This is a genomic window from Bradyrhizobium sp. i1.15.2, assembly GCF_040548425.1.
Lineage (GTDB): Bacteria > Pseudomonadota > Alphaproteobacteria > Rhizobiales > Xanthobacteraceae > Bradyrhizobium > Bradyrhizobium canariense.
In genome coordinates this window covers 74,458-99,009 of sequence record NZ_JBEPRQ010000007.1, presented here as the reverse complement: position 1 = coordinate 99,009, position 24,552 = coordinate 74,458, and the positions used below count along the sequence as shown (strand labels likewise).

Below are 24,552 nucleotides of genomic sequence, written 5' to 3'. Positions count from 1 at the left end.
TGGGAAACGGCGAGGAAACCGGCAGGATACCTTCTGCCCATGGGCGTGGCACTGGACGACGTTTTCATCGACGAGATCAGCTTCCCGGCGACCGACGGGTATGCGCTGGCCGGCACGCTATTTCTGCCGCGCGGCACCAAACGCCATGCCGTGCTGGTGAATTCGGCGACTGCCGTCCCGCGAAAAATCTATCGCGGCTTTGCCTCCTATCTCGCCCATCGCGGCTGCGCGGTCCTGACCTACGACTATCGCGGCATCGGCGACTCCCGGCTGCCGGCGATGGTCGGCTACAACCAGCCGAAATCGCTGGTCGGCTTCAAGGCCTCGATGTCGGACTGGGCCGCGCTCGATGTCACCGCCGCAGTGCACTGGATGCGCGAGCGCTACAATACCCTGCCCTTGGCCTATGTCGGTCACTCCTTCGGCGGCCAGGCGCTCGGGCTGATCGCGAACAACACGGACATTTCGCGCGCCGCGTTCGTGGCTTCGCAGGCGGCGACCTGGCGGCTGATGACGTCGCCGGAAAAATACCGCGTCTTCGCCTTCATGAATCTTGTCGGCGTGCCGCTCGCCCACGCGCTCGGTTACGCGCCGGGCTGGGCCGGTATCGGTGAGGATCTGCCCAAGGGCGTCTTCCTGCAATGGGCCAAGTGGGTTTCGAGCCCCCGTTATCTCTTCGATTCAAAGCTGCCGGCGCTGGAGAATTTCGCCAGATTCAAGGGCGAGCTGCGCACACTCTGCTTCTCCGACGATCCCTGGGCAACGCAGCCCGCGGTCGAGTTGCTTGCGAGCGGATTCACCGCGATCAAGCCGGAGGTGCTCAACGTGAAGCCGTCCGACGTCGGCGCCAAGGCGATCGGCCATTTCGGCTTCTTCCGCCCCGACCATCGCGACACGCTGTGGCGTGGCGTCGCGGAATGGATCCAGGGGGAATGAGAATACAGCATGAAAGGCGTGGACCGACACATGCTCCTTCCCTGAGTGAAGCAGACCTGAGCACGATGATCCGGCATTCCGTCTTGTGACCCCGGACGAACGTCGGTGCTAGCCGAAAGCAGCTCTGCGTGCTTTGATGCGCAGGGCCAAATATCTTATTTTAGAGGCCATTTTGTTAGAGGCAATTTTGACCGGCGAGCGCGTGGAACGACGACTTGTAGCGGTATTGGCTGCCGATGTCGCCGGTTACAGCCGTCTCATGGGCGCCGACGAGGAAGGCACGCTGGCCCGGCTGACGGCGGCTCGAAGGATCGTTGTCGACCCCACGATCGCTGCGCATCGCGGCCGCATCGTCAAGACCACCGGCGACGGCATGCTGGTCGAGTTTGCGAGTGCGGTGGACGCCGCGCGCAGTGCGGTCGAAGTCCAGCGCAGAATGGCGGCGCAGAACGCCGACGTCTCCGCGGCAATGAGGATCGATTTCCGGATCGGCATCCACATCGGCGACATCATCATCGATGACAACGACATCTTCGGCGATGGCGTCAACATTGCCGCGCGCCTTGAAGGAATAGCCGACCCCGGCGGCATCTGTATCTCCGACGATGCTCGTCGGCAGATTCGCGGCAAGATAGACGTCGTCTATAACGATATGGGTCTGCAAGCACTCAAGAATATCGCCGAACCGATGCATGCATGGCGCCTCCTTGTCGATGCGAATTCCTCTGCAGCATCAACGCCAGCACAAGCGCCCGAAATTGCGCAACCGCTGGCGCTTCCGGACAAGCCGTCCATCGCGGTGCTGCCGTTCCAGAACATGAGTCCCGATCCGGACCAGGAGTTCTTCGCGGACGGAATCGCGGAGGACGTCATCACGGCATTGTCGCGATATTCCTCACTGTTCGTCATCGCCCGCAATTCGTCATTTTCCTTCAAGGGACGCGCGGTAGACGTAAAACAAGTCGGCCGCGAACTGGGCGTTCGCTATGTGCTTGAGGGCGGCCTGCGAAAATCGGGCAACCGCGTCCGAGTCACCGCGCAGCTTGTCGAAGCAGAGACAGGCAATCATGTCTGGGCGGAACGCTACGACCGCGATATAGCGGACATCTTCTCCGTACAGGATGACATCGCGCAGTCCACGACGACCGCAATCGCGCCGGTCATTGCCGGCGCCGAGCAACAGCGGGCAATGCGCAAGCCACCCGCAAGTCTTGATGCCTGGGGCGCCTACCAGCGTGGAATGTGGCATCTCGGCAAAGCGAGTACCGAGGATGATGCGCTTGCCGGAGAATTCTTTCAGCGGGCCATCGATCTCGATCCGATGTTCGCGCCCGGATATATCGGGCTCTCCACCGTGCTCAGTCGGTCGAAAGGAACACAAGTCGAAGAAGAAGAATTGGCGCGACGCGCGGTCGCGCTGGATCGCGGCAACGCAGACGCCCACTCACGCCTGGGGCTGGCGCTCAACGCTCGGGGCGATCACGGCGGAGCACGTGCGCAGGCCGAGCGTGCGCTGGCACTCTGCCCGAATCTCGCACCGGCTCACGGAGCGCTGGGCGTCATTCTCGCGTATTCTGGCTGTCCCAAAGAGGGCCTCGTCGCCCTCGAGACGTGCATTCGGCTGGACCCTCGTGACCCATCGCTGGTGAATCGCTTGAACCAGGTCGCGTTGGCTCACTATTTTTGCCGGGACTACACGGCCACAGTCGAGGCGGCGGAGCGCGCGATCCGAACATTTCCCGATTTTCCCTCCCCCTACCGCTGGCTTGCCGCAGCTCTCGGCCAACTCGGTCGAACCGCTGAAGCCGACGATGCGCTGCAGAAAGCAATCGCAATTTCATCAGCATCCTTCGAGTTTCAGGTCCGTCAACGGCCACCGTGGTTTCGGCCAGAAGATCACGCCCTCATGTTGGACGGTCTTCGTAAAGCCGGTTGGGAGGATTGAAGAGGCAGTTGACCGATTTCCATTCACGGCCCGTCGTGTCGGTGATGTAGCGGGGGGTCCGACGCAAGCGGCAAGCCGCCGGCCTGGGCGCGAACCGCCGCGGTTGCAGTCGGAACGACGAGTATGCGTCCTAGCGAATGATTGTCGTCAGCGACGAATAGCGCTTGTTCGGCTTGGCTTCGCCGGGCGCGAATTGCGCAAAGGCGTCGCTGACGCGGACGGCCGGCGGCGTATCGCCGGCGAAACGAAACTCCTTTGGCCGCGGCGCGTAGAAGCTGGCGCTGTAATAAGCATCGTCGAAGCGCGCCTCGCCGATCCCGAACATTGCGTCGCACGCGAACAGAAGTGCGTAGACTCCCGCGACCGCGACGACGACCTCCCTGAGAACTGACATTGCTGATGCCCCACCCTGTTGCAGGCAGGATGCACGCCGGTTCCAAAGCCGGGGTTTATGGCCGTATAGTTCTTGTCCGCAGGGTTTGCCGCCGCTGAGCGGAATGCAGACAATTTTACCGATCTCGAAAAAAGAGCCCGCCGGACCGGGTGATCAGGCGGGCTCAAGGCTTGGCCGCTCGGGAGGTTTCAAACGGCCAGATTCATCCAGACAGCCTTGGGCTCGGTGAAATTGTCGAGCGCGGCGGTGCCGTGCTCGCGGCCGAGGCCGGAGTCGCGCTCGCCGCCCCAGGGCAGGCGCACGTCGGTGTAGCCATAGGTGTTCATCCAGACCGTGCCCGCGCGCGCCCGCTTGGCGAAGCGCTGCAGCTTGCCGATGTCGCGGCTCCAGACGCCGGCGGCGAGGCTGTAAGCCGTGCCGTTGGCAATCCGCAAAGCGTCGGCCTCGTCCTTGAACTTGATGACGCTGACGACGGGGCCAAAGATCTCTTCCTGCGAGATCCGCATCTCATGCGCGACATTCGCGAACACCGCGGGGCTGATGAAGTAGCCGCGATCGCCTACCTTCTCGCCACCGGTGACGAGGGTCGCGCCCTCCTTCCGGCCGATATCGACATAATCGAGGACCGATTTCATCTGCTTCTCGGATATGACGGGGCCGAGCGTCGTCTTGCGGTCGAGCGGGTCGCCGATCCTGAGCGACTTTGCGCGCGCTGCCAGTCGCTCGACGACCTCGTCATAGGCCTTCTCCTGCACCAGCACGCGGGAGCCTGCCGAGCAGACCTGGCCGGCATTGAAGAAGATGCCGGAAGCCGCAGCTTTCGATGCGGCTTCGAGATCGGCATCGTCGAAAATAACGTTGGCCGACTTGCCGCCCAGCTCGAGCGAGACGCGCTTGAAGTTGCTTGCGGCGCCCTTCATGATTCCCCGCCCGACACCGGGAGAGCCGGTGAAGGTGACCTTGTCGACGTCGGGGTGATTGACCAGCGCGTCGCCGACGACGCGGCCGGGGCCAGTGACGACGTTGAAGACGCCCGCCGGCAGGCCGGCTTCAAGCGCGAGCTCGGCGATGCGTAGCGCCGACAACGAGGTCAGCTCGGCCGGCTTCATCACGATGGTGCAGCCGCAGGCCAGCGCCGGCGCAAGCTTCCACATCCCGATCATCAGCGGGAAATTCCAGGGCACGATCGCCGCGACCACGCCGACCGGCTCGCGCACGGTGTAGGTCAGGGCATCATCGCGCACGGGCACGACGTCGCCGCTGATCTTGTCGGCCCAACCGGCGTAGTAGATCAGCGTGTCGACGGCGGCCGGAAAATCCTGCCGCGATGTCGCGGAGATCGGCTTGCCGGCGTCGATCGATTCGAGTTCGATGATCTCCTCGGCGTGGGCCTTGAGCAGGTCAGCCCAGCGCAGCAGGATCTGGCCGCGTTCGGACGCCCGCATCGTGCGCCAGGAGCCTTCGAAAGCCCGGCGCGCGGCGGCGACCGCATGCTCGACATCGGCCTCGTTGCCTTCGGCGACGACGGCGATGACCTGCCCGGTGGCCGGATTGAGCGACTTGAAGGTGCGACCGGAGCTTGCGGGGACGCGGCGGCCGTCGATCAGCAGATGCTGTGGCCGGGACATGAACTCGGTGGCCGGCGAATGTGCAAAGTCATATGCAACAGACATCATATTTCCTCCAGTTCTGGTATGCCAGACTAGATGTCTGTCGAGCGGAGTAAATATGATATGGTTTGCAAATGGACGCTCCTGATATGAAGTCCAGTTCATAAAGAGGACCAATGCTTCAGATCGAGATCGAGGCCGTATGGCGGTTTCGCCGCGAGGGCAATCCGCGCACAGCCATCATCATGCTCGGCGTCCTCAACGAAATCCGGAGGACCGGGAAGATCACCAGCGCGGCCAAGGACGCGCACCTCTCCTATCGCCATGTCTGGAATCTGATCGAGCAATGGTCGGAGTTCTTCGGCACGCCGCTGGTCGAGACCCAGCGCGGCAAGGGCTCAAAGCTCACACCGTTCGGCGAGCGGCTGGTGTGGGCGGGCGAGCGCATGCAGGCCCGGCTCGGACCTCAGCTTGAAAACCTCGCGCAGGAATTGGCGAGCGAGATCAAGCCGTTCCTCGAGCAGCGCCCGTCGGTGATCCGCGTGCATGCCAGCCACGGCTTTGCGGTGGCAAAACTGCGCGAATTCCTCGACCGCGAGCCGGGCATCGGCGTCGATCTGCGCTATGTCAGCAACCAGCATTCGCTGGTCTCGCTGGCGCAGGGCGCCTGCGATCTCTCGGGCCTGCATCTGCCGCACGGCGCGCTGCGCGCCCAGGGCATCAAGGCTGCGCGCGAATGGCTCGATCCACGCGAGGATCGCATCATCAGCTTCGTCACACGCGAAATGGGATTGATGGTCGCGCGCGGCAATCCGCTGCGCATCGCTTCGTTCGACGATCTCACCGGACCAAAAGTCCGCTTCGTCAATCGCGACCACGATTCCGGCACGCGGCTCCTGTTCGACCAACTGCTCGCGGCAAGCGGAATTGACGAGAGCCGCATCAACGGCGCGCAGCAGATCGAGTTCACCCACGCCGCGGTCGCGGCCTATGTCGCCAGCGGCATGGCGGATGCGAGCTTCGGCGTCGAAGCCGCCGCCCGGCATTTCGGCCTCGATTTCATCCGGCTCCTGACCGAGGATTATTTCTTCGTCTGCAAGCGCGCGTTCCTGGACACCGGGCCGATGCAGCGCATCCTGGAGATCATCCGCGGCGCCGATTTTCGCGCGGCCGTCGCCACCCTGCCGGGTTATGTGCCGTCGGACACGGGCACCGTCACCGGTGTGAAGGCGTTTCTGGAGATGCACGCCGTGCGATAATGCCGAAGGATGCCGTCGCCTTGTCCGCGCCGGTCAGATCGCCGGCTCGTCCTTCAGCGCCGACAGGACCCGCTCGCCCTGCGCGGTCAGCCGGTACGTCACCAGCGGACGGCTCGACGGCGGCTTTCGCGCGAGCTCGACGATGTAGCCGCGCACCATCAGGGCTTCGAAGCTGCCGTAATAGCCGAACATGCTGATCTGGTTCTGCCTGAGCAGCTTGAACTCGCGCAAGAGACGGATCTCGTTGCCCGACAGCAGCGACCGGCGCACGCGCTGAACGAACCGCGCGCGCTGCTCGAACCAGTTTTGGTCCGGCAGTTCGTGCAAGGCCGGTGCCGGGGCCCGTTCGCAGGGACGCGCGTCCTGCGCAATCTCGACCGTCACCTGCGGCAGGCACGGCATGCTGCTGCTGACAACCGCGTCCTTCGCGACGTCGAGCAACGCGAGCGGCCAGCGCCGCTTGTTGTCCACCATGACAGGCGCAGGCACGACGCTGTCGCGCACCAGCTGCTCGAAGCGTCCGGCGGTGACGCCGACATAGGCCGCCGCGCGACGGCGATCGACCAGACGCGTATCCGGCGCGACCTCGCAAACAATGTTCTCGTCCACCCCGGATCCCCTGGCGCCTCGTTGCGCATGGCATGACGGTCCGGCGGGACCGGCCAAGCCGGGCGCGAACCTAGGTGGGAGGAGCGTGCTCGAAAAGCACAGAATTTCGTACATATTGATGCCGTTTCGGCAACAGCTATAGTGGGCCGGGGATCCCATGCGCTTTCACTCACCGGCCATCCAGTACTTCCACGCCGTCCGCCGCACCGGTTCGATTCGGGCCGCGGCGCGCCTGCTGAACGTTGCCTCGTCGGCCGTAAGCCGCCAGATTCTCAAGCTCGAACAGGAGGTTGGGTCACCGTTGTTCGAGCGCAATGCGCGCGGCCTGACGCTGACGACGGTCGGCGAGATGTTGGCCCGGCACGTCATGAACGTGCTCCAGGACCTCGACCGCTTCCGCTCGGACGTCGCGTCCCTGTCGGGGACCTGGCACGGCACCGTCAGCATTGCCTGCATCGAGTCGCTCACGGAATCGGTGCTGCCGGACCTGATCGCCTCACATCGCGGCCGCGCCCGGCGCGTCAGCTTCACCACCGAGGTGAAGGGATCGTCGGATGTGCTGGAGGCCCTGAGCCGCGGCGAGGCCGACATCGGCATCGCCATGGCGCTGCGCCATCCGCCGGACCTGCGCCAGGTCGCCTTGAAACGGTTTCGCCTCGGCGCCGTCGTCGCGCGCGAGCATCCACTGGCGCGCCGCAAGACGGTCACCCTAACCCAATGTCTCGCCTTTCCCGTCATCCACGCGCTGCCGGAGCTGTCGATCTATCATCTGCTCCAGCCGCTGATCGCGCAGCTGTCCGAGACGCCGGAGCCTGCCATCCAGGCCAACTCGATCGACCTGATGCGCGAGCTCGCCGCGCGCGGCGTCGGCGTCGCCTTCCAGACCCAGCTCGGCATCGACAGGCTGTCGCGCGACAGCCGGCTCGTCTTCCTGCCACTCGACAATGCCGGCAGTCCGGTGTGGTCAGATCTCGGCATCTACGTTCGCGCCGAGCGCACCCTGCCCGCCCACACGGAATCCTTTCTCCAGGAGCTGGTGCGCGAGCTGGGCGAGCGCGAGCGGCGGGAAAACGCGGCCTATCCGCAGGTTGCGTGATGAAGCGTCGCAGTAGTTTCCCGGGATAGGGCCGACGGTCGACCATCTGATACCGTTTGTATTTTGCGGCTCATCCCTCGCGCCAGGATCCCGAAATGCCGCTAGCTCGGCTGAAGCCTTCGCGAATCCTCGGCATCGAGCGCTTCTCGGATTTCGCCGAGTTTCGCGCCAACGAGGTGCTCGGCCTCGGCATCAGCACGCCGCTCCGCCCGCGCGAATTCTCGCTGTCTCGCGCCATCCTGCCGCTCCAGGATGGGCTGTTCGTGCTCCAGCGCTCCTTTGCACGGCGATTTGAGGCCGAGATCGGCACGGACAATGGTGTCGGCCTCGTTGTCCCCCTCACGTTTCACTCCACCTCCAACGGCCGCGAGGTCGACAATTCAACGATTGCGATCATGCGCGGCAAAACCCCCGTAGACGCGATCGAGCATCATCCCAACACTTACCTGATGCTGCGCTTCAACTCGGACATGCGCCATCGCGGCTGGACGGATTTCGACACCGGCCTCGCATATGTTCGCGCGCAGGACCATCCGATGGCGCGCCTACGTGCCGCTATCCTGGAGATGTTCTCACTCGCCTCGGCGTGCAACGATCCCCGGCAATTCGAGGCGCTCAACCGCCCCATCCAGGAGACGCTGCTCGCCTGCCTCGACGACACCCTGGCGCCGGCCGGCGGGCTGACTGCGCGACGCGCATCGTTCGCCAAGCACTGCAAGCTGATCGCGCGCCTCGACGAAATGGTCATGTGGTCCGGCAGCAAGGCACTCTACAGTGACGACCTCGCCTCTGCGCTCGGCGTATCGGTGCGTACGCTGCAGACCGCCGCACATGCGGTGCACGGCGTGAGCCTGCACCACTATCTGCGCCTCAAGCGGCTGTGGTCCGCCCGCATCCAGCTCATGGTCGGAGGCGGCGGCATGAGCGTCAAGGCCGCAGCGCTCGGCAACGGCTTCTGGCATCTTGGTGAGTTCTCGCGCGGCTACAGATTGGCGTTCGGCGAGGCACCCTCCGAGACGCTGGCGCGGAGCCGACGTCCCTGAGCGCAGCCTTCGGGCTTTGAGCGGCCGTCGGTCACGCTCAGCCGTGGCCGGCTCCCTTGCGCTGGCCGCCCTCGCTGAGGCGGTCGACCCAGGCGATGCCGATCGCGGAGATGATGAAGGTCAGATGGATCAGCACCTGCCACATCACGCCGCTCTCGGTGAAATTGCTCCGCGTCGTGCCGAGATTGCCCGCCTCGATGAAAGTCCTGAGCAGCGAGATCGAGGAGATGCCGATGATTGCCATCGCAAGCTTGATCTTGAGCACGCTGGCATTGACGTGGCTGAGCCATTCCGGCTCGTCCGGATGACCGCTGAGGTTCAGGCGCGAGACGAAGGTCTCGTAACCGCCGACGATCACCATCACCAGCAGGTTCGAAATCATCACGACGTCGATCAGCCCGAGCACGACCAGCATGATCTGCTGCTCGCTGGCGTCGAACGAGTGGACGACCAGGTGCCAGAGCTCCTTCAGAAACAGCAGCACATAGACGGCCTGCGCGACGATCAGGCCGACATACAGCGGAACTTGCAGCCAGCGCGAGCCAAAGATGAGTTGGGCAAACGGGCCGATTTGCGGCGCCGACACGGTATCCACCGAAGGTGCTTTGGATTCGGACGTCATTGATCACTCCAGATGATGGACAGGCGCGCTGCCTCAGAGACTCGCGATCACAGGCGCGAGCTCGAGCGATCCGCGATAGATCATCTCGAAGGCGACGTAAACGATGATAGCGAGGCCGACATAACCGATCCAGCGCTGCTTCTGGAGTACGCGGCCGAGCAAATCGGCGGCGACGCCCATCAGCGCGACCGACAACAGCAGGCCGAAGGCGAGGATGTAGGGATGCTCACGGGCAGCACCCGCAACCGCGAGCACGTTATCGAGCGACATCGAGACGTCGGCGGCAACGATCTGCACGGCCGCCTGCCTGAAGGTCTTTCGGGAGGCAGGAGCAGCGCCGCTGCCACCATGGCTGAACGCGAGCTCGTTCGCATGCGCGGACTGCTCGCGCAGCTCCCGCCACATCTTCCAGCACACCCAGAGCAGCAGCACGCCGCCGGCGAGCAACAGCCCGATCACTTGCAGAAGCTGGGTCGCGACGCCGGCAAAGACGATGCGCAGGGCGGTCGCGGCGATGATGCCGACGACGATGGCGCGCCGGCGCTGCTCGGCCGGCAGGCCGGCTGCGGCAAGGCCGATGACGACGGCGTTGTCGCCGGCGAGCACGAGGTCGATCAAGACGACCTGAAGCAGCGCGGTCAACGCTTCGGTGGTGATGAATTCAGTCATGATTGGTCATTTTTCGGTGCGGCAGGATCGAGCCATTGCGGCTTCTTCCGCTCGACCCAATCCAAAACCTTGCTGCGCGAGGATCGCAGCGCGGGCACGTCTTCCGCGAGCAAAGCGAGGCCGAGCGGCAGCATCCAGACGCCGAGCACCGGCAGGAACGAGAGCACGCCGCCGACAATCAGCAGCGCGCCCGAAGGGATTCTCACCCAGCGGCTGGACGGCTTGAGCAGATAGGTGACGGTTTCGCCCATGCGCGGCGGCAGGCGATGGACAAGCTTGTCGAGGCGCGGGTCGCCGCCAGCCATCTGGCCGGTAGCGCCCGCAGTCCCTGTCTTATCCTCGTCCGAAACTGCGCTCATGCTTACTCCTCGGCGGCGATGCGCTGTTCGGCGCGCACGGCGCCCGGCGCCACCTGCTTTGCGCGGGGCAGCACCAGCGTCAGCAGGCGCAACAGCTTGATCGCCTGCACTTCGTGGGGATGCACGTCCTCGTCCGCGGCCGCGACGCGCTCCGACAGCTCCATCAAATGAGCCGACAGCGGCAGGTCCGAAACCGGACGCAAGTTCTCGATCACCACATTGGCGAAATCCGGTTCCTCGAGCCGTTCGGCAAGCTCGTCGAACATGGCGTAGAGCCGGTCCTCGGATATGTGCGGTGCCAGCTTGCGATCCCGGATGAAACGGACGACCTCGTCGCGTTCGACCGGCGAAACTTGGCGGTCGGCAACCGCAACCAGCGCGCCGACGATCACCAGCGCCACCGCAGCCTGCTCGTTCAGGCTGGACGGCTCGGTGATTTCGATTTCGATCGGATTTGAATGCTTGGCGTCAGACATCGTTGCTCCCGTATCTTGCGAAATATCCGCACGGAGCTGCGATGGGGACGATTGAGTCGGAGAGGCTCTCAAGAAGGCCCGACGATCGGCCGATCCATCGCATTCGCGCGGGACAGGTCATCCGACATCACGAGGTTTTGCCGACAGCGTCGGCGTCCTCGCCAGAGGGGCCCGGATTCTTGTTCCTTCCACACATAAAGATGGGCCTGTCGGAATCAAGGCGACGCGGCTGCGACCAGCCGCCGCATCGGGTTCCGTGTTGCGACCGAGCCCGTGTTACCCCACCCGCTCGACAAGATGCGCCCGCGAGGGCGACGGCTCGAACCCGTCGCCGAAATACTGCGTCTCGTGCGCCACCAGACCGTCGCGGAATTCCATGATGCTCACGACGTAGGACGGCACGCCGTCATAGGTCAGCACGAATTCGCTTACCCAGAGATCGTTACCGCCGACGATGCGCCGAACCGTGAAGCGCTTCTTGTTCGGTTGTACGAACCGGCTCTGCTGGATGTTGCTGCGACCGCGGATGCGCTCGCCGGATTGCGGATAGTCGAGCACCGCGTCCTCGCGATAAATGTCGTGCTCGGCCTCGAAATCGTTCGCGTCCGAAGCGTCCCAATGGCGCTGGAGCGCGGCCAGCTTACCCTGATCATCCATCGTGATCTCCCGTTTGACTGTGTTCTCGTTATGCCATCTGAGATTGGCCTCAAGGCCGCCGGTGGCAAGGCTTGCTCGCAACGTCTAACAACGACTAACGAGCCAAAAACCCCATCCGAATGCAAGGATGACGGCAGAACCGCGCAGTCAGATCGGGAACACGCAATGGCAAATCTGCTTTCGGTCAATGTCGGCCTGCCGCGCGACGTCGCCTGGCAGGGTCGGACCGTCCACACCGGCATCTGGAAGGCGCAGGTCGCAGGCCCGCGCAGGGTGCGCCGGCTCAACATCGATGGCGACGGCCAGGGCGATACGGCCGGTCATGGCGGCGAACATCGTGCCGTATTCGTCTATCAGGAGGAATCCTATCGGTACTGGCAGGAGCATCTGGGTCGATCGAACCTCGTTCATGGCCAGTTCGGCGAGAACTTTACGGTCGAGGGCCTCGCCGACACCAACGTGTGCATCGGAGACCGCTACAGGATCGGCTCCGCGGTGTTCGAAGTGACCCAGCCGCGCGTCACCTGCTACCGGCTCGGCATTCGCATGGACGAGCCGGACATGGCTGCGCTGCTGGTCAGGCACGGGCGGCCGGGATTCTATTTTCGTGTGATCGAGGAAGGCGACGTCGAGGCCGGTGACGAGATCACGCAGATCGCCGTGGGACCCGAGCGCATGAGCGTGTCCGAGATCAATGCGTTGCTTTACCTGCCGCCGCATCCGCACGAACGCCTCGAGCGCGCGCTGCGGATTCCCGCGCTGAGCCGCGGCTGGCACCGTTCATTCGAGGCGCTGCTCGAGCAGCAGAAGGAAAACAAGACCGCGGGAAACGCCGGGCTTGGGCCGGCGGCGAGCGCTCCTCCGGCCTGGCGCGGATTCCGTTGCTTTCGCGTGGCGCGCAAGATCGCCGAAAGCGACAACGTGACGTCGCTGATCCTCGAACCCGTCGACGGACATCCCGTGGCGGCCGCCCTGCCCGGTCAGTTCGTCGTCATCAGGCTCGAGCCTTCCCGTGCGCAGCCGATGACGCGCAGCTATTCGCTGTCGAGCGGCTCCGATGCCGCGTCCTATCGCATCAGCATCAAGCGCGAAGTTCACGGCGCCGCCAGCCGTTACATCGCCGACGAGCTGGTGGACGGCGCTGCCGTGCAGCTCGGTGCGCCACGCGGCAGTTTCACGCTACAACCGGGCACCGGGCCCGTCGTCCTGCTGAGCGCCGGTATCGGCGTCACCCCGGTGCTCGCGATGCTCCACGCTCTCGCCGCCGAAGGCACGACGCGGGACGTATGGTGGCTGCACGGCACCCGCAACGGCCGCGAACATGCGTTCGCCGCCGAGACGCGCGAGTTGCTAGGAGGGCTCTCTCGTCACCATAGCCACGTCTGCTACAGCGCGCCTGACCCGGGCGATCGTCTCAATGTGGCGTTCGATACAGCCGGACATCTCGACGCACGCCTGCTCCAGAGCCTGAGCGTGCCGCGTGACGGCGATTTCTATCTGTGCGGACCGGCAGCTTTCATGAGCGATCTGAAAGCTGGCCTCACCACGTTGGGCATCGCACCGGATCGCATCCACACCGAATTGTTCGGCGCCGGACCATCCTTGACGCCTGGCATAGCGTCCTCCCCGCAGAAGCGAGCGCACCCGCCGGTCGGCGCTCCTGGCCCCGGCTCGATGGTTTCGTTCGCCCGCAGCGGCCTCAACGTGTGCTGGGGACCGGCCTATGCCAGCCTGCTGGAATTGGCCGAAGCTTGCGACGTCCCCGTGCGCTGGTCGTGCCGGACCGGCGTCTGCCATAATTGCGAGAGCGGATTGATCGCGGGGACGGTCGACTATGCGCCGGATCCGCTCGATCCGCCGGCGGACGGCAATGTCCTGATCTGCTGCGCACGGCCCCGAAACGACGTCGTGATTGATCTGTAAAACTGGGAGAGCGTAATGCGACCTGACATCATGCCGGGAGTAACCTTCCCGGATTACGAGCTCAGCGACCACACCGGCAAGCACCGAAAGCTCTCCGAACTGCAGGCGGGCGCTCCCATGGTGCTCGTGCTCGGCCGCGGCGGATACTGTCCGAAGGATCGCCGCCAGGCCGAAGGCTTGCTCCAGCTCCATCGCGAGATGGAGGTGGGCTATTGCCGGATGGTCACGATCACGACCGACAACATCACCCAGACCAGCGAATATCGCAGCGGCGTCGGAGCGCACTGGCCCTTCCTCTCGGATTCGCGGCGCCTCGTTCAGAAGGATCTCGACATCGCCGAATACACCGACCCCGTCCACAATCCGATGATTCCGCACGTGATCGTGCTCGAGCCCGGCCTCGTCATTCACAAGATCTACAACGGCTATTGGTTCTTCGGCCGTCCAACCGTCGAAGAGCTCCGCCAGGACCTCAGGGCAGTCGGCATGAAGTGCCGGCCGGATTGGGACATCACGACGCCCGGCCTTAGGGCACTGTGGGACCAGGGCCGCAAGGAGCATTTTCATCCCTACGGCAAGGCTTACGTCGAAACTCTCGGCGAACGGGATTAGAACCACATTCCGACATCGTCCGCTCGGGCGAATGCCGGCTTGGAATGTGGATGACCCAGATGAAGACCAATCCCGCGCCCCGTGCCGACCGCATGGGCGCGCGCCAGATCTACGAGGCCTTGAGAGATCAGATCCTGGCGCGGGTGTACGGGATCGACGGTTTGCTGCCGTCCTCCCGCGCGCTGGCCGGCGAGATGGGCGTGGCACGCTCGACCGTGACGATCGCCTACGAACAGCTCGCCGCCGAAGGCTTCATCGAGACACGCCATGGCGCGCGGCCGCGTGTGGCTCGCGCCGTCGTCGAGCGAGGACACGCGCGCGTAGTGTCGCGACCGTCGGCGCGGAAGGTGCGGCTGTCGGCTTTCGGGGACCGGTTGCTTCAAGATCCGCCGCGCTGGACCGAGCCGCCGCGCGGGCTCGTCGCCAACTTCCGCTATGGCGAGCTCGCGCCGTCGGATTTCCCGGTAGTGGCATGGAAGAAGGCCGTGACTGCTGCGATGGCACGCAAGCCCGAGCGGCTGGCCTATGATGACCCCTGCGGCGCGCTGCGGCTGCGGACCGCGCTCCAAGGCTATCTGTGGCGGTCGCGCAGCGTCCGCTGCGAGGTCGATCAGATCGTCGTCGTCAACGGCTCGCAGCAAGGCCTCGACATCTGCGCGCGCCTGCTGCTCGATGCCGGCGACCGCTTCGTGATGGAGGATCCCGGCTACCAGATGGCGCGGCATACTTTTGCGGCGACGGGCGCCAAGACGATCCCGATCCCGGTCGACGCGGATGGACTGGAGACCACGCGGCTCGAGGGCGTCGAAGCCCGCCTCGCCTATGTCACGCCGTCGCATCAATATCCGCTCGGCGGCGTCATGCCGATCGGACGCCGGCACCAATTGCTCGCCTGGGCCAGGGCAAACGACGCCTACGTGATCGAGGACGATTACGACAGCGAGTATCGCTACGACACCAAGCCGATCCCGCCGCTGCATGCGCTGGAAGGCGGCGGCAACGTGATCTATCTCGGCACCGTCTCCAAGACGCTGTCGCCGACCTTGCGGATTGGATATCTGGTGGTGCCCAGCGCCCTGCGATCCCTGTTCGCCGCCGCCAAGCAGATCATGGACCGGCACACGCCGCTGATCGAACAGGACGCACTCGCGTCGATGCTGGAAAGCGGCGCCTATGACGGCCACATCAGACGCGTGCGCCGGCGCAACGCCGAACGCCAGCGCACGCTGCTCGACGCGCTTCGCCGCCGGTTCGGGGATCGCGTCCGGATCGAGGGCACGGCCGCCGGCCTGCACATCGTGGCGTGGTTCGACAACCTGCCACAGAAGCGAGAGGACGCGTTGATCAAGGCGGCCCATGCAAAGGGCGTCGGCATCTATCCCGTCTCGGCACTGTTCGTCGGACCTCGCCGACCGCGGAAGACAGTCGGCCTCGTCATGGGCTATTCGGCACTGGAGGTGTCACAGATCGAGCGCGGCTGCAGGCTTCTCGCACAGGCCGTCGCCGAACTGGACTGATTAAATAGGCGATAACTGGCAGTTTATTATAGGCCAGATTCCGGCTATCTCCAGACCAACACCGGAGATAGACCATGTACATCCCTCCCGCCTTCAAGGACGATATCGAGAGCATCCGGGCGACCATTCGCGGCGCCCGCCTCGCCAGTCTGGTCACGGCCACCACCGAAGGCCCGGTCGCCACACCGCTGCCGCTCTTTCTCGATGAGAGCGAAGGCGAGCATGGCGTGCTGTACGGACATGTGGCGAAAGCCAATCCGCAATGGAAACTGCCGCCGATCGGAGATGCGCTGGCGATCTTCAGCGGTCCCGACGCCTATGTGACGCCGTCCTGGTACGCGACCAAGCAGGAGACCGAAAAGGTCGTGCCGACCTGGAACTACGTCGCGGTGCATGCCTACGGCCCGGTCGAATTCTTCCAGGAGCCCGAGCGCCTGCTCGACGCCGTGACGCGGCTCACGAACAGGCACGAAGGATCGCGTGCCAAGCCTTGGGCCGTGACGGATGCCCCTGCGGATTTCATCGCCGCGCAGCTGCGCGGAATCGTCGGCGTGCGCATTCCCGTCATGCGGTTCGAAGGCAAGCGCAAGATGAGCCAGAACCGTCCCGAGGCCGACCGGGTCGGCGTCGCACAAGGTCTCGCAGCTAGCGAGAACGCGCTGGATCGCGAGGTTGCTCCATTGATTCCGGTGCCGGTGTAGTGACCACTTGGTTCCCGACACTCGCTGTCGGGAACCATCCTCCTGTCAGGTTCGTTGATACATTTCAGCAAGCATCTCCTGACAGGATTCCCATGTGTCGCTGGATCGCATACCGTGGCGAGACCACGTCTTTCGAGCCCTACGTCACCGAGCCCGAGCATTCGCTGATCGCGCAAAGCATCCGCTCGCTCCAGTCGACGGCCGGCTCGAATGGCGACGGCTTCGGTCTCGGCTGGTACGGCGAGCATCCGGAGCCTGGTCTTTATCGTGAAACACGCCCGGCCTGGTCGGACGAAAATCTCCGCTATCTCTGCCGGCATCTGCGCTCGCATCTGTTCTTCGCCCATGTGCGCGCCGCCACCGGCACGGCGGTGACACGGCAGAACTGTCATCCCTTTGCCTGCGGCCACTGGATGTTCATGCACAACGGTTTCGTCGGCAGCTGGAATCGCCTACGGCGCAAGGTCGAGGCGCTGATCCCCGACGCCTACTATCCTTCGCGGACAGGCACGACCGATTCGGAAGCCGTATTTCTCGCCATGATGGGCGCGGGGCTCGATGCCGATCCCTTGGGTGCGACGCATCGCGTGCTGCGGGCCCTCGTCGATCTCGTCAACGAAGGCGAGCTTCGTGAGCGGCTACGCTTCACCAGTGCCATCGCCAACGGCCGCGATCTCTATGCCTTCCGGGGCGCGGTCAACGATGCCGCCAACACGCTGTATTTCCGCGAGGCTGGCGGCCAGGTCATCGTCGTGTCCGAGCCGTTCGACAAGGAAACGGACTGGACGGAAGTGCCCGCGAATCACGCGCTGGTCGCACGTGCGTCCGAAAGCGCGAAAATTGTTCCGTTCGACCTTGCAATTTCCGGTGGGCTCGACGCGGAACCCGCCCCCGTCAGAAGGATTAACGCCCGCAGGTAAATACCTTGGCCGGGTGGCACAATGACATTTGCATCAGACGTTTTAAAACTGCTGCGGCTCGATTCCTCGGAAGACAAGCAGCACCTCGTCATTCGCTCGGCCGGCGGACGCGGCAAGGCTGCGGAATATTCGTTCGGCATCGAGGAGGAATACTTCCTCGCCGATCGCCGTAGCCTGGAGGTCGCGATTCAGACCCCCAATGAGCTTTTCGAATCTGCAAACTGGTCGACAGGCGGCCAGGCGATGCGGGAGATGTTGCAGTCCCAGCTCGAGGTCGCCACCAACGTTCATGTCGACGTCGCCGACGCGCGCGAAGAGCTTCGCTTCCTGCGGCGCGAAGTCGCGAACGTCGCGGCACAATACGGCTTCGTGATCATGGCCTGCGGCACGCATCCGACCGCGGTCTGGCGCATGTCGCAGCCGAGCCCCAAGCCGCGCTACGAGGAGATGATCGAGGATCTGCGCAGCATCGGCCACCGCAACCTGATGTGCGGCATGCATGTGCACGTCCAGCTGCCCGATCCCGAAAAGCGCACGGCGGTGATGCGAGCGATGCTGCCGCATTTGCCGTTGTTCATCGCCCTGTCGGCCTCCTCTCCGTTCCGGAATTCACACAAGACCGGTCTGAAGGGCTACCGGCTCGCCGCTTATTCCGAGCTGCCGCGCACAGGCCTGCCCGAATTGTTCGAGAGCAGGCAAGATTACGACGAATATGTCGGCGCCTTGCAACGCTCCGGCGTGATCCCCGATGAAAGCCACATCTGGTGGGCCATGCGCCCATCCATGAAGCACCCGACCCTCGAGTTGCGTGCGCCCGATACCTGCACCTTCGTCGACGACGCCGTTGCCATTGCCTCGCTCTATCGCTGCCTGACGCGCTATCTCTACCTGCGACCTCATCTGTCGAAAGAGGTCACCGCGGTCGAACGCGCGATTGCGGTGGAGAACAAATGGCGAGCCCAGCGCTACGGCACCGATTGCATCTTTGCCTCCAGGGAGGGGCCGGTCGAGATCTCCGAACTGCTCTCCCGCGTGATCGAGGACGTCGCCGGGGACGCGGCCACGCTGAACTGCGCCGCCGAGGTCGAACACTGCCGCACCATCGTCGAGCGTGGCAGCTCGGCTGAATTCCAGCTTCGTGCCTTCCGCGACAATGCGGAGGACATCGCCGCCGTGTCGCGCTGGATCGCAGACGCGACGATCTCGGGGACGAGCGCCGCGCCGGCAAGCGTCCCTACGCCCTCATAGCGCCCGCGCAAGCTTCGGGAGCAACAATGTCGCTCCTGAATTCGGAAGCTCGCGGGGAGAACCATGAATCGCGTCAAATGTTGTGCCGGCTGCGGCCATGGCCTCATTCCGATGCTCTCGGCCAAAGGTCGTGCGGAGCTCAGCTGCCTCTGGTGCGAGCTGATCGAGGCGCGTGCAGCAGACATGGCGAAGTGGGCTGACAGCCCGTACGGAAAGCGCGAGCGGACGGTGCGTCGATCTTTCGAATGAACGGCTTCAGACACCCGGCCGCCAACTTCTCCTGATCGGCGCGGCTGCACGTCCGCGCCAGAATGCCGACAAATTAGACAAGACACGTCTCGTCGCCAGGCTTGCAGACTGGGCGAACATGGCCATGCAGGCTGGCGAAGCGTGTCATCTAACCTCAGGTGCAACCTTGATTTTTCTTCGAGTGGCGGCGGGTCGCAAAGCCTCCGTGCCGCGCGGCGCCGAGACTGGCCCAAAATTCGCAAGGCAGCATCAGGCCTGATCCCCTGCTCTCCTGATTGCAGCAGCAAGATGCGTGCGCCGAGAGAGACCGGGTGAGCGGCCTAGAATCGGAGACTGCCATGAACGTGCATGCCGCCGGCGATCTCAAAATCACCGGCCTGACCCGCCCGGACGGCGCCCCCCTTCGCCTCAACGACCGGGATTTCGTGGCGATCGACCGCGACCGGAATGCGAAGTTCGAGGCGACGTACCGGCCGCAGGCCCTCTACAATCGCGCCAACGAGGGCTTTCACGCCAACAACGAAACTTTCCTGCTGCACGAGGTCGCGACCAATCTGCCGATCTATCTGCCCGACACCGGACCGACAGATTTCCATCTTCATCTGCCACCGGGCGGCTTTCAGCTCGTGCTGGTCACCTCGGGCGCGTTCACCTTCGACTATGACGGGCGCTTCTACAATGTCGGCCCCGGCGCGGTGATGCTGCAAAGCGCGATCGTGCACCGCCAGCTGTTCTACACCTGGTCGGGACTGTCGACCGAAGAGAATTTGAAGACGCCACAAACGGTGGCGCCGGATCCGATTTCCATGGGCTATTCCGGCAAATTCCTCGAAGCCTTCATCACCGATCCGACGACCTTTCCAAACCCGACCATTGTCGGCCCGGATCAGATCAACGAAGACGAGACGCCACGGGTGGCATGGAGCCACTCTCTGCATGATCGCCCGGCCGATGCAGGCTTCTGGCTTCAAGACCCTTTGGCGCTCGACGCGCTGTTCAAGCCGCTCACCGACAGCCCGGTCAAATCGGCCATGCCGGTTTACGTGCGCGACATCGGCATTGAAGTGCCGAGCGGCCGTCTCGTCACCGGCCACATCATCGCAACCGACCCACGCGGCCAATCGCTGCTGCCCAAGAGCACGTCGGCAGCAGCGGACACCACATGTTTCGCCAAGGGCGAGGTCGTGATCTACCGCGTCATCCGCGGCACGGCCGAATTCAAGAACAAGACTGGCGAGACCTTTGAGCTCACGGCCGGCGATGTGGTGACGGCAGGCAAGAACGCCACAAGCCTCATCGGTGTCGGTGAGAACACGCAGGTCCTTCGGCTCGGCCTTCTCAAAGGCATGAACGACCTCCGCAGCTGGACGCCGACGCAACGCGACGAAATCGACGGCCTCGCCGGTCAGATCATCACGCAGAGGGACATCCGTCCCCTGCGGACCGAGGGCAAGCCGGTCGGATATTTGTACGGCTGAGCGGAGTTTACTCCGCCGCCTGGCGCACGTGGCGTGCGGTCGGGGTGCGCATGGTGACGAGTTCTTCGGCCGCGGTCGGATGCAGCGCGATCGTCGCATCGAAATCGGCCTTGGTCGCCTTCATCTTCACGGCAATCGCGACTGCCTGCGTGATCTCGGCCGCGGCATCGCCGACGATGTGACAGCCGAGCACGCGGTCGGAGGCACCGTCGACGACGAGCTTCATCAGCACGCGGGTATCGCGGCCCGACATCGTCGCCTTGATGGGGCGGAACGTGGTCTTGTAAATGTCGACATGGCCAAATTGCGCGCGCGCCTCGGTCTCAGTGAGGCCGACGGTGCCGACCTCCGGCTGCGAGAACACGGCGGTCGGGATGTTGGCGTGATCCACCTGCACCTCGCGCCTGCCGAATACGGTGTCGGCGAACGCATGGCCCTCGCGGATCGCGACCGGCGTCAGGTTGAAGCGATGGGTGACATCGCCGATCGCATAGATGCTGTCGACCGAACTCTTCGAGAAATGGTCGACCGCAATGCCGCCGTTCCGCGGGTTGATGGCGACGCCGGCCTTCTCCAGGCCGAGATTGGCCACCGCCGGATGGCGGCCGATCGCGAACATCACCTGGTCGGAAGCGAGGCTCGATCCGTTCGACAGATGCGTGGTGAATTCTTCGCCGTGCCGATCGACCTTCGTCACAGTGCAGCCGGTGAGAATGGTGATCCCCTGCTTCTCCATCTCGGCGCGGACATGGGCGCGAACATCCTCGTCGAACCCGCGAAGAATGTTGTCGCCGCGATAGATGACTGTGACGTCGGAGCCGAAGCCGGCGAAGATACCGGCGAACTCCAGCGCGATGTAGCCGCCGCCCTGGATCACGATCCGCTTCGGCAGCCTGGTCAGGTGAAACGCCTCGTTGGAGGAGATCACGTGCTCGATGCCGGGAATCGGAGCACCGTGATTGGGCGCGCCGCCGGTGGCGATCAAAATGTATTTTGCGGTGATCTTCCGGTCGTTCTCGAGCAGGCGGACCGTGTGTTTGTCCTCGATCACCGCCCGGCTCTTGACGATCTGCGCGCCTGACTTCTCGACATTGGCGGTGTAAGCCGCCTCCAGACGCGCGATCTCCTTGTCCTTGTTGGCAATCAGCGTCGGCCAGTCGAAGGTCGCAGGCGGAACGGTCCAGCCAAAGCCGGCGGCGTCCTCGATCTCCTGACGGAAATGCGAGCCGATGACGAACAGCTTCTTCGGTACGCAGCCGCGGATCACGCAGGTCCCGCCCATGCGGTACTCTTCCGCGATCATGACGCGGGCGCCGTAGCCGGCCGCGATGCGGGCGGCACGCACGCCGCCCGAACCGCCACCGATGACAAAGAGGTCGACGTCGAATTCAGCCATTGTCCACTCCGACCTCTTTCAGAACATGATCCGGATTCTGATCAGATAGGAACTGTCAGATCTCCTTGCCACGCTTGCGCATCTCGGCGCGGAAGTTGCCCATCACGGTCTCGGAGAAGTTCTGGGCCCAGGAGTTCATGAAGGCCATGCTCAGCCCGATCGCGCGCGGCTCGGCCTCGATCAGCTTCTTGCCCAGCGGCGACTTGTAGAAGGTGACGAGATCCTTCAACTCCTGCTCGGTGAACTCGCTGGCATAGACCTGCGCCATGCCATCGCCGATTTCGCTCTCGCGGCCTTTGAGCTGCTGGGCGACGATCTGGGCGACCTCGGTGAGGTCCTTCTGGTAGTTCAGGTTCTGCTGGATCAGCGCGATCTTGGTCTTCTCGACCAGGCCGGGCACCGCGTTGGCGTACATCGCACTGGCGTTCTTGATCGCCAGGATCTCCTTGGCGGCCGCGACGGCGGCCGGCGACGATTTCGGCGCCGCGGCCTGCTGGGCCCCGGCCGGGGCGACCGAGAGGGCCAGTCCCACAGCGAGAGTCGCGACCGGCAACAATTTCAAAACGCTCTTCATTCCTAGTCTCCTTTCGGCTTTCGCCGTTCAATCACGCGAATTCCTTCGCCACCCGCCAAAACAGCCGAGCTGGCCAAGCCGATGAACAAACCATGTTCGACGACGCCGGGGATCGCGCTCAACGCCGTGGCAAGGCGGGCGGGATCCTCAATCTTTTCGAGCTGGGCATCGACGATCCAGTGGCCGCCATCGGTGACGAAAACGTGGCCGTCCTTGCCGTTGCGGACCGCCATCTGCCCGGAAACGCCGCATTCCGCAAACGCCTTCTCGATCGCGCGCCGCGTTGCGCCGAGCCCGAACGGGATGACTTCGACCGGCAGCGGAAAGCGGCCAAGTGTCGGGACCCATTTGGTGTCGTCGGCAATCACGATCATGCGATCCGAGGCGGCCGCCACGATTTTCTCGCGCAACAGCGCGCCGCCGCCGCCCTTGATCAGATTGAGTTCGGGATCGATCTCGTCGGCGCCGTCGACGGTGATGTCGAGATGGTCGATCTCGTCCAGCGTGGTCAGCGGCACGCCGCAGCGGATTGCATCGAGGCGCGTCGCCTCGGAGGTCGGCACGCCGATCACTTTGAGTCCAGCGCGGACCCGCTCGCCGAGCAGCTCGACGAAATGTTTTGCGGTCGAGCCGGTGCCGAGCCCGAGCTGCATGCCGTCACGGACGTCCTCGAGGGCGCGCGCCGCAGCCTGCCGCTTCAACTGGTCCATATTCACGTTTGCGCCGTCCCTGAATTACGAGTGTCGTGCCTTATAGGCTCGCGGCGGCCTGTGTAGCCTCGTTTTCCCTCGGAGAACAGGGTCTGGGGAACAGGCCTCCCGCCCCACCTTATAAGGTGATCTTATGGCTTCCGCCCTTGCGCGGGCGGGGCCGGGCCGGTAGCGCTGGACCATGACCTCCCCCCACACCATCGTCTTCGATCTCGACGGCACGCTTGTGGATACGGCGCCCGACCTGATCACCGCGCTCAATTACGTGCTCGACCGCGAAGGGCTGCCGCCCGTGCCGATGGCCTCGGCCCGCAACATGATCGGCGCCGGCGCCCGCAAGCTGATCGAGCGGGGGCTGGAGGCCGAGGGCCGCAGCGTCACGGTTGCCGACATGGACCGGATGACGGCCGATTTCATCGCTTATTACGCTGACAATATCGCCGTCGAATCCCGGCCCTTCGAGGGACTGGAGGCCGCACTCGACCATTTTGCGGCCCAGGGCCATCGTCTCGCGGTCTGCACCAACAAGCTGGAATGGCTGTCGAAGCGCCTGCTGGACCAGCTCGACCTGAGCCGACGCTTCGCCGCGATCTGCGGCGCCGACACTTTTGGCGTCCAAAAGCCCGATCCGACCATTTTCCGCGAAACGGTGGCGCGGGCCGGCGGCGAGGTCAAAGCCAGCATCATGGTCGGCGACGCCGGACCCGATGTCGGCGTGGCCCGGCGCGCCGGAGTTCCCGTGATCGGGGTCAGCTTCGGCTATACGGACGTCCCGATCGCCGAGCTGAAGCCGGACCGGCTGATCCATCACATGCGCGACCTGCCGGCAGCCGCCAGCAGCCTGATGACTGCGCAGGCAGATCTCAAATAGCTGAGATAGCTTGATTATTCCGCAGAAATCCCGCGTTAACCATCTATTAACTATGCGAGGCCCGCCGGTTGCTCGCTCGGAACGACACTCCTAAGTTTGTCCGGGGTGTGGCGGTTCGCCGCACTAGGTGAATGTCATGCGTCGTGTCATCTCGTTTTCATTAGCTGGAGTGAGCGTCCTCGGGGCAACGAGCCTTGCCGGCTGCTCCTCGATGTCTTCAACTTCCTGGAACATGTTCAAATCGGCCCCGCCGACCGTCCAGGTCCGGCTCGAATCCAATCCTGCGGGTGCTGACGCCACGACCTCGCTCGGACAGGGCTGCAAGACCCCCTGCTCCGTATCGGTTCCCGCCCCCGACGTCCCCTTCACGGTCGCTTTCGCGCTGCCGAAATACCAGCCGGTAAGCGTGCCGGTGAACGTCATCAAGAACCCCGGCGACTTCACGACGCCCGCCTCGGTCACCACCGACCCCAACCCGGTTTTCGCGGAGCTCCAGCCGGCCGTTCCGCCAAAACCGGTCCGCAAGCCGCACCGGCTGAAGAAGCCGAAACCGGCGGCGCCCGCCACCGCCCCGGCTGCTGCTGCCGCACCGGCTGCGGGCTCGTCGTTCCCCGATCCGAACACGGGCAAGCGCTGACCTCCGTCATCCCCCCAATTGTCTCTGACGCCTCCGATGCT

General features: G+C 64.1%; 25 protein-coding genes. 14 read left to right on the top strand and 11 right to left on the bottom strand.

What is annotated here, in order from left to right; all coding sequences use genetic code 11:
- Positions 1-39 precede the first annotated feature (39 nt).
- Both ABIB80_RS15290 and ABIB80_RS15285 read left to right on the top strand, forming a co-directional pair.
- Positions 40-936, top strand: coding sequence for an alpha/beta hydrolase family protein (locus ABIB80_RS15290; protein ID WP_354127849.1), 897 nt, complete (start codon positions 40-42; stop codon positions 934-936).
- A gap of 136 nt (positions 937-1,072) precedes the next feature.
- Complete coding sequence (locus ABIB80_RS15285) at positions 1,073-2,881, top strand: adenylate/guanylate cyclase domain-containing protein (RefSeq protein ID WP_354127848.1); 1,809 nt, start codon at positions 1,073-1,075, stop codon at positions 2,879-2,881.
- 130 nt (positions 2,882-3,011) lie between these two features.
- On the opposite strand, the gene ABIB80_RS15280 is transcribed toward ABIB80_RS15285, so the two are convergent.
- Both ABIB80_RS15280 and ABIB80_RS15275 read right to left on the bottom strand, forming a co-directional pair.
- Positions 3,012-3,275: a hypothetical protein gene (locus ABIB80_RS15280; RefSeq protein WP_007592535.1), complete on the bottom strand. Its 264-nt coding sequence runs from the start codon at positions 3,273-3,275 to the stop codon at positions 3,012-3,014.
- 188 nt (positions 3,276-3,463) lie between these two features.
- The gene (locus ABIB80_RS15275; RefSeq protein WP_219682586.1) at positions 3,464-4,948 is read right to left on the bottom strand and encodes an aldehyde dehydrogenase family protein; all 1,485 of its coding nucleotides are present in this window, start codon (positions 4,946-4,948) and stop codon (positions 3,464-3,466) included.
- 113 nt (positions 4,949-5,061) lie between these two features.
- Between ABIB80_RS15275 and ABIB80_RS15270 the strand changes: the two genes are divergently transcribed.
- Positions 5,062-6,144 carry a substrate-binding domain-containing protein gene (locus ABIB80_RS15270; RefSeq protein WP_354127847.1) on the top strand — a complete coding sequence of 361 codons (1,083 nt, stop codon included), beginning with the start codon at positions 5,062-5,064 and terminating at the stop codon, positions 6,142-6,144.
- A gap of 33 nt (positions 6,145-6,177) precedes the next feature.
- Here ABIB80_RS15270 and ABIB80_RS15265 read toward each other — a convergent pair whose 3' ends face one another.
- Entirely contained in the window at positions 6,178-6,753 is a 576-nt protein-coding gene (locus ABIB80_RS15265) for a hypothetical protein (RefSeq protein WP_354127846.1), read from the bottom strand.
- A 157-nt stretch (positions 6,754-6,910) separates the two neighbouring features.
- Here ABIB80_RS15265 and ABIB80_RS15260 point away from each other — a divergent pair, with 157 nt between their 5' ends.
- Together ABIB80_RS15260 and ABIB80_RS15255 are read left to right on the top strand one after the other, a co-directional pair.
- Entirely contained in the window at positions 6,911-7,849 is a 939-nt protein-coding gene (locus tag ABIB80_RS15260) for a LysR family transcriptional regulator (protein ID WP_007592541.1), read from the top strand.
- 95 nt (positions 7,850-7,944) lie between these two features.
- Positions 7,945-8,892, top strand: coding sequence for a helix-turn-helix domain-containing protein (locus ABIB80_RS15255; protein ID WP_219682549.1), 948 nt, complete (start codon positions 7,945-7,947; stop codon positions 8,890-8,892).
- Between the two features lie 37 nt (positions 8,893-8,929).
- Here the strand turns inward: ABIB80_RS15255 and ABIB80_RS15250 are convergent, their stop codons facing one another.
- The 5 genes from ABIB80_RS15250 to ABIB80_RS15230 form a co-directional block, all read right to left on the bottom strand.
- Positions 8,930-9,514, bottom strand: coding sequence for a TIGR00645 family protein (locus ABIB80_RS15250; protein WP_354127845.1), 585 nt, complete (start codon positions 9,512-9,514; stop codon positions 8,930-8,932).
- A gap of 33 nt (positions 9,515-9,547) precedes the next feature.
- Complete coding sequence (locus ABIB80_RS15245) at positions 9,548-10,183, bottom strand: TerC family protein (RefSeq protein ID WP_007592545.1); 636 nt, start codon at positions 10,181-10,183, stop codon at positions 9,548-9,550.
- On the bottom strand, positions 10,180-10,542 hold the full coding sequence (locus tag ABIB80_RS15240) for a hypothetical protein (protein WP_354127844.1): 363 nt from the start codon (positions 10,540-10,542) through the stop codon (positions 10,180-10,182). Before ABIB80_RS15240 ends, ABIB80_RS15245 begins: the two co-directional genes overlap by 4 nt.
- 2 nt (positions 10,543-10,544) lie before the next feature.
- Positions 10,545-11,018 (bottom strand): tellurite resistance TerB family protein, encoded by a 474-nt coding sequence (locus tag ABIB80_RS15235; RefSeq protein ID WP_027569422.1) that lies wholly within the window; start codon positions 11,016-11,018, stop codon positions 10,545-10,547.
- A 276-nt stretch (positions 11,019-11,294) separates the two neighbouring features.
- Positions 11,295-11,675, bottom strand: coding sequence for a nuclear transport factor 2 family protein (locus ABIB80_RS15230; protein ID WP_007592548.1), 381 nt, complete (start codon positions 11,673-11,675; stop codon positions 11,295-11,297).
- A 165-nt stretch (positions 11,676-11,840) separates the two neighbouring features.
- Between ABIB80_RS15230 and ABIB80_RS15225 the strand changes: the two genes are divergently transcribed.
- The 7 genes from ABIB80_RS15225 to ABIB80_RS15195 all read left to right on the top strand — a co-directional run bounded on the left by ABIB80_RS15225 (position 11,841) and on the right by ABIB80_RS15195 (position 20,323).
- Positions 11,841-13,598 carry an MOSC domain-containing protein gene (locus tag ABIB80_RS15225; protein ID WP_354127843.1) on the top strand — a complete coding sequence of 586 codons (1,758 nt, stop codon included), beginning with the start codon at positions 11,841-11,843 and terminating at the stop codon, positions 13,596-13,598.
- Positions 13,599-13,613: 15 nt separating this feature from the next.
- The gene (locus ABIB80_RS15220) at positions 13,614-14,210 is read left to right on the top strand and encodes a redoxin domain-containing protein (RefSeq protein WP_007592552.1); all 597 of its coding nucleotides are present in this window, start codon (positions 13,614-13,616) and stop codon (positions 14,208-14,210) included.
- 50 nt (positions 14,211-14,260) lie between these two features.
- Positions 14,261-15,727: a MocR-like pyridoxine biosynthesis transcription factor PdxR gene (gene pdxR, locus ABIB80_RS15215; RefSeq protein WP_007592553.1), complete on the top strand. Its 1,467-nt coding sequence runs from the start codon at positions 14,261-14,263 to the stop codon at positions 15,725-15,727.
- Positions 15,728-15,801: 74 nt separating this feature from the next.
- Complete coding sequence (locus ABIB80_RS15210) at positions 15,802-16,428, top strand: FMN-binding negative transcriptional regulator (RefSeq protein ID WP_007592555.1); 627 nt, start codon at positions 15,802-15,804, stop codon at positions 16,426-16,428.
- A gap of 92 nt (positions 16,429-16,520) precedes the next feature.
- The gene (locus tag ABIB80_RS15205; protein ID WP_354127842.1) at positions 16,521-17,348 is read left to right on the top strand and encodes a class II glutamine amidotransferase; all 828 of its coding nucleotides are present in this window, start codon (positions 16,521-16,523) and stop codon (positions 17,346-17,348) included.
- A gap of 21 nt (positions 17,349-17,369) precedes the next feature.
- On the top strand, positions 17,370-18,596 hold the full coding sequence (locus ABIB80_RS15200; RefSeq protein WP_354127841.1) for a carboxylate-amine ligase: 1,227 nt from the start codon (positions 17,370-17,372) through the stop codon (positions 18,594-18,596).
- A gap of 587 nt (positions 18,597-19,183) precedes the next feature.
- Positions 19,184-20,323 (top strand): hypothetical protein, encoded by a 1,140-nt coding sequence (locus ABIB80_RS15195; RefSeq protein WP_354127840.1) that lies wholly within the window; start codon positions 19,184-19,186, stop codon positions 20,321-20,323.
- Between the two features lie 7 nt (positions 20,324-20,330).
- Here the strand turns inward: ABIB80_RS15195 and gor are convergent, their stop codons facing one another.
- From gor to rpiA, 3 genes are read right to left on the bottom strand one after another with little or no spacing between them, the layout of a single operon-like run.
- Positions 20,331-21,719 (bottom strand): glutathione-disulfide reductase, encoded by a 1,389-nt coding sequence (gor, locus tag ABIB80_RS15190; protein ID WP_354127839.1) that lies wholly within the window; start codon positions 21,717-21,719, stop codon positions 20,331-20,333.
- A gap of 55 nt (positions 21,720-21,774) precedes the next feature.
- The gene (locus tag ABIB80_RS15185) at positions 21,775-22,293 is read right to left on the bottom strand and encodes a DUF2059 domain-containing protein (RefSeq protein WP_219682537.1); all 519 of its coding nucleotides are present in this window, start codon (positions 22,291-22,293) and stop codon (positions 21,775-21,777) included.
- Between the two features lie 2 nt (positions 22,294-22,295).
- Positions 22,296-23,009 carry a ribose-5-phosphate isomerase RpiA gene (gene rpiA / locus ABIB80_RS15180; protein ID WP_219682536.1) on the bottom strand — a complete coding sequence of 238 codons (714 nt, stop codon included), beginning with the start codon at positions 23,007-23,009 and terminating at the stop codon, positions 22,296-22,298.
- Between the two features lie 175 nt (positions 23,010-23,184).
- Here rpiA and ABIB80_RS15175 point away from each other — a divergent pair, with 175 nt between their 5' ends.
- Complete coding sequence (locus tag ABIB80_RS15175; RefSeq protein WP_354127838.1) at positions 23,185-23,874, top strand: HAD-IA family hydrolase; 690 nt, start codon at positions 23,185-23,187, stop codon at positions 23,872-23,874.
- A gap of 136 nt (positions 23,875-24,010) precedes the next feature.
- Positions 24,011-24,511, top strand: a complete 501-nt coding sequence (locus ABIB80_RS15170) for a hypothetical protein (RefSeq protein WP_354127837.1) — start codon at positions 24,011-24,013, stop codon at positions 24,509-24,511.
- Positions 24,512-24,552 lie beyond the last annotated feature (41 nt).